The 3,679-nt window shown below is 69.5% G+C and carries 3 protein-coding genes; all 3 read right to left on the bottom strand.

Annotation, left to right across the window (positions count from 1 at the left end; translation table 11 throughout):
* Positions 1 to 144: 144 nt before the first annotated feature.
* From ACFC0D_RS38285 to secD, 3 genes are read right to left on the bottom strand one after another with little or no spacing between them, the layout of a single operon-like run.
* Entirely contained in the window at positions 145 to 696 is a 552-nt protein-coding gene (locus ACFC0D_RS38285; RefSeq protein ID WP_376446673.1) for an adenine phosphoribosyltransferase, read from the bottom strand.
* Positions 693 to 1,784 (bottom strand): protein translocase subunit SecF, encoded by a 1,092-nt coding sequence (secF, locus tag ACFC0D_RS38280; protein WP_376446670.1) that lies wholly within the window; start codon positions 1,782 to 1,784, stop codon positions 693 to 695. Before secF ends, ACFC0D_RS38285 begins: the two co-directional genes overlap by 4 nt.
* 1 nt (position 1,785) lies before the next feature.
* Positions 1,786 to 3,546, bottom strand: coding sequence for a protein translocase subunit SecD (secD, locus tag ACFC0D_RS38275; RefSeq protein ID WP_376446667.1), 1,761 nt, complete (start codon positions 3,544 to 3,546; stop codon positions 1,786 to 1,788).
* Between the last annotated feature and the right edge of the window lie 133 nt (positions 3,547 to 3,679).

Raw genomic sequence — 3,679 nt, 5'->3', positions numbered from 1 at the left:
CCCGGCCCCCCCGGGGCCCCCGCGTGGGGGGGGTGCGACGGCCCCCCCGCCCCGCACCGCCCCCGTCCGGGCAAATCCCGGGACACGGGGGGGGGCCCCCCGGGGATTCCCCGGGGCGCCCCCCTCACCGCACGTGGTGCCGTGTCAGACCGTGATCAGCGCCTCCAGCGGGGCGCCGCGCAGCGCGGGCTCCAGCCGGGCCCGCCCGGCGAGGAAGCCGAGCTCCATGAGGACCGCGACACCCGCGACCTCGGCGCCGGCCCGCCGGATGAGCTCCAGCGAGGCCTCGGCGGTGCCGCCGGTCGCGAGGACGTCGTCGATGACCATGACGCGGTCGCCCGCGGCCAGGTCCTCGGCGTGCACCTCGATCTCGGCGGTGCCGTACTCCAGCTCGTACGCCTGCTTCAGCGTCGCTCCGGGCAGCTTGCCGGCCTTGCGGACCGGGATGAAGCCCAGGCCCGCGCGGACGGCCACCGGTGCGGCGAGGATGAAGCCGCGCGCCTCGAGGCCGACGATCTTCGTCGCACCGTGCGTGGCGCACAGCGTGGCGAGGGTGTCGGTCAGGGACGTGAACGCCACCGGGTCCGCGAGCAGCGGGGTGATGTCCTTGAACAGCACGCCCGGCTTCGGGTAGTCGGGGACGTCACGGATCCGGCTGAGCAGCAGGGCGGTGGTGTCCTGGGTCCCGGCGGTCATCCGCGGTTCTCCGACGCCCGGCCCCGACGGCCGCGCTGGCCGACGACGGCGGCGTGGTCCTCGTCCTCGAAGCTGTCATGGTGCTCGTCGGATTCGTCCAGGCTCTCGCCCTTGGCGGCAGCCGACGCCCGCTTGGCGAGCACCCGCTTCTTCAGCGCCTTGATCGCCGGCTCGCGCTCCTTGAGGTCGGCGACGAGCGGGGTGGCGATGAAGATCGAGGAGTACGCACCGGCGGCGAGCCCGACGAACAGCGAAAGCGAGATGTCGTTCAGCATGCCGGCGCCGAGGACACCGCCACCGATGAAGAGCAGTCCGGCGACCGGCAGCAGGGCCACGACGGTGGTGTTGATCGAACGGATCAGCGTTCCGTTGATCGACTTGTTGGCCAGATCGCTGTACGTGTAGCGGGTCTGCTTGGTGATGTCCTTCGTTCCCTCCTTGAGGGAGTCGAAGACGACGACCGTGTCGTACAGCGAATAGCCGAGGATCGTCAGCAGACCGATGACCGTACCGACCGTGACCTCGAACCCGACGAGCGAATAGATGCCGACGGTGATGGTCAGGTCGTGGATCAGGGCGATGAGCGCCGCTACCGCCATTCTCCACTCGAAGGCGATGGCCAGATAGATCACCACGAGGATCATGAAGACCGCGAGACCGGTCCATGCCTTGTTGGCGATCTGCTCACCCCAGCTGGGGCCGACCAGCTCCGCCGCGATCTTGTCCTCGGCGATGTTCAGGTCCTTGGCGAGCTCGGTGCGGACCTGGTCGGACTGCGACGTGTCGAGGCCGCCGACCTGGATGCGCAGCGCGCCGCTGCCGAGCTTCTGTACGACCGCGGTGTGGCCGGAGGCCTCTTCGGCGTACTCCTGGGCCTGGGAGACCGAGACTTCCGACTTCGGGGTGGTGAAGACCGCACCGCCCTGGAACTCGATGCCCATGTTCAGGCCTCGGACGGCCAGAGCCACGATCGCCGTGATGGTGATCAGGATGGACAGGCCGTACCAGAGCTTGCGGTTGCCGATGAAGTCGTAGGCGACCTCACCGCGGTTGAGCCGGGCGCCGAGGCTGTCGCGCTTGCTCGCCATCTCACGCCTCCTTCGGGGAGTCGACGGGGGCGGAGACACGACGGGAGCGGCGCAGCGGCGGCTTGGCGCCGAGACGCTTCGGGTCCAGCCCGGACCAGGCGTGGCCCTCGCCGTAGAACTTGGTCCGTGCGAGCAGCGTCATCAGCGGCTTCGTGAAGAGGAACACCACGACCACGTCGAGCAGGGTGGTCAGACCGAGCGTGAACGCGAAGCCCTGGACCTTGCCGACGGTGACGACGAAGAGCACGGCGGCGGCGAGGAACGACACGAAGTCGGAGACGAGGATCGTGCGGCGGGCACGGGGCCACGCGCGCTCGACGGCCGGGCGGAGCGTGCGCCCCTCGCGGATCTCGTCGCGGATGCGTTCGAAGTAGACGATGAACGAGTCTGCGGTGATTCCGATGGCGACGATGGCGCCACAGACGGCCGGCAGGTTCAGCGCGAAGCCGATGGCCGGGCCGAGCAGCGACATGATCACGTACGTGAGGATCGCCGAGGCCAGAAGGCTGAGCAGCGCCACGAAGGACAGGCCGCGGTAGTAGATCACCAGGTAGAGGACGACCAGGGCCAGACCGATCGCACCGGCGATCAGGCCCGCCTGCAGCTGCTCGCCGCCGAGGGCGGCGGTGACGGTGTCGACGCTCTGGGTGTCGAAGGAGAGCGGCAGGGCACCGTAGGACAGGATGTTGCCGAGGTCCTGGGCCGACTGCTGGGTGAAGCTGCCGGAGATCTCCGCGTTGGCGCTCAGCGTGGTGCGCACCGACGGGGCCGAGACGACCTCGCCGTCCAGCACGATCGCGAACTGGTTCTGCGGCTCCTGCTGCTGCGACAGCTTGCTGGTGATCTGCGAGAACTTCTTGGCGCCCGCCTCCGTGAACTCCATGTTCACGATCCACATGCCGCGCTGCTGGTCGAGGACGCCCTTGGCGTTGTCGACGTCCTTGCCGTCGACCTCGGCCGGGCCGAGAAGGTACTTCTCCCACTGGCCGATGGCGTTCTTGCCACAGGCGACGGTGGAGTCCTCGGGCTTGACGCCCTGACCGGCGGCGGCGCGCTGCTTCGGGTCGAGGCAGTTCAGGGCCGCGAACTTCTGCTCAAGGGCGGAGGCCGCGGGGTCGGCGCTCGGCGTGGCCGAGGGCTTGGGGCTGTCCGAGCTCTTCGGGGTGGCGGAACCGCTCGCGGTCGGCGTGGGGCTCGGGGCCTTCAGGGCCTCGGAGACCGCGCGGCCCTGGGTGGAGGCGCTCGACGACGGTGTGGCGGACTTATCGTCCTTCTTGCCACTGTCGGCGGTCGCTCCGGAAGCCGAGGGCTTCGGCGAGGCGGAGGAGCTCGCGTCCGGCGCGGGCTGCTGCGAGGGCGCGTAGGTCAGAACGGGCCGGAAGTAGAGCTGGGCGGTGGTGCCGACCTGCTCACGGGCCTGCTTCTCGTTCACACCCCGGGGGATGTTGACGATGATGTTCTCTTTGCCCTGCGTCTGAACCTCGGCCTCGGAGACACCCAGACCATTGACACGGCGGTCGATGATGCCGACCGCGGTGTTCATGTTGGTCTCGTTGACGGCGTCTTCCTTGCCCGGCTCGGCCTTCGCCTTGAGCGTGATCGACGTACCGCCCGCGAGGTCGATGCCCAGCCGCGGAGTGGTGTGCCCCGACCAGAACATTCCGCCCGTGAGCGCGACCATGGCGATCAGGATCAGAGCCAGGGCACGCCCCGGCCTGCTCTGGCCCCCCGCCGGCCGTCGGCCCTTCTTCGGTGCTGCCACCTTGTCGTTTCTCCCTGTCCAACCGCCCTGCGCCGGGTGTGCGCGGTGCGGCCACGAAGTGTGTGTGGGGACCTGCCCCCGCAGACGTGGAACCGTGCCGGGGACCGCGGACGCCGGTGGGCCTGTCTCTTAT

This window comes from Streptomyces sp. NPDC056222 (assembly GCF_042264065.1).
GTDB lineage: Bacteria > Actinomycetota > Actinomycetes > Streptomycetales > Streptomycetaceae > Streptomyces.
The sequence above is the reverse complement of the archived record's forward strand: the minus strand, read 5'-3'. Positions and strand labels throughout refer to the sequence as shown.

Coding starts and splice junctions, on each gene's coding strand:
- ACFC0D_RS38285 (WP_376446673.1), bottom strand. CDS start 696: ATGACCGCCGGGACCCAGGACACCACCGCCCTGCTGCTCAGCCGGATC.
- secF (WP_376446670.1), bottom strand. CDS start 1,784: ATGGCGAGCAAGCGCGACAGCCTCGGCGCCCGGCTCAACCGCGGTGAG.